Origin of the sequence: Bartonella sp. AP150HLJHH (assembly GCF_042196385.1) — a bacterium.
Taxonomy (GTDB): domain Bacteria; phylum Pseudomonadota; class Alphaproteobacteria; order Rhizobiales; family Rhizobiaceae; genus Bartonella.
On the sequence record NZ_JBHIQC010000119.1, the window covers coordinates 1 to 728 of the forward strand.

Genomic DNA, 728 nt, shown 5'->3' on the forward strand with positions numbered 1-728 from the left:
TTACCCAACAGTTCTAAGCCACCACTCATAGTGACTTTGCTGGTAAATTTATTATAGCTTTGCCATTCATTTGGGCTGGCTAAGCATCCATAGCTTGTGAGATCTTCATTGATCTTGGCTCTAAAATCGTCAAGACCCACGATATCTTCTGTTTTATGTTGATGTGCGCCTAACAATGATATTGCACTGCCAAAAGTGAAGTTATTATTGCTTGATTTATAGAGAACATAATTGTTGGCAGCATCTTTTGCCCCCTCGATATCGCTTAAATCAGCAAATGAGAAGGTTTTATCCGCTGCCATTTTGCCTTTGAGGGCTGTTTCAAGATCTGCGACATCACTTATGCTATGCGTGTGCTGTAAAGGTGCCTTTTCGTCTACCTTTTCCTCAACAGCCAAAAGAGCTTGATCAATTTTGGTCAAGTTTTCCCGCAAGATTGGGAATTCAGAACTGATAAAGCGTCCTTCTTTAGGCAATTCCATGTCGAGTTTTTTGGTTTTTGTCATGTCTCATTTTCCCCTCATAATATGCCGGCGCCAAAATCACACACCATTGACCGCGCTGCTGGTCCACCGGTAAGCGTGAGTTTCAAGCGCGCTTGTTTGGCGCCTTTGTCGCTGCTTACAAATTTGCGCTCTGTCCAAAGAGGCTCGGATAACTGTTCTGTTTCGTCGAGTTTCAAAGGAACAAAAGCACCATCATCCAGTTGCATCTCGAGTGTAAAGGTT

Annotated in this window: 2 protein-coding genes; both read right to left on the reverse strand. The window is 43.1% G+C overall.

The genetic code is table 11. The annotated features are described in order from the left end of the window. A partial coding sequence (locus tag ACFING_RS09995) for a Bgr_08870 family protein (protein WP_375630819.1) occupies nucleotides 1–506 on the reverse strand: 506 nt, incomplete at its 3' end. A gap of 14 nt (nucleotides 507–520) precedes the next feature. Then, the coding region (locus ACFING_RS10000) for a hypothetical protein (protein ID WP_375630821.1) at nucleotides 521–728 on the reverse strand (208 nt) is incomplete at its 5' end.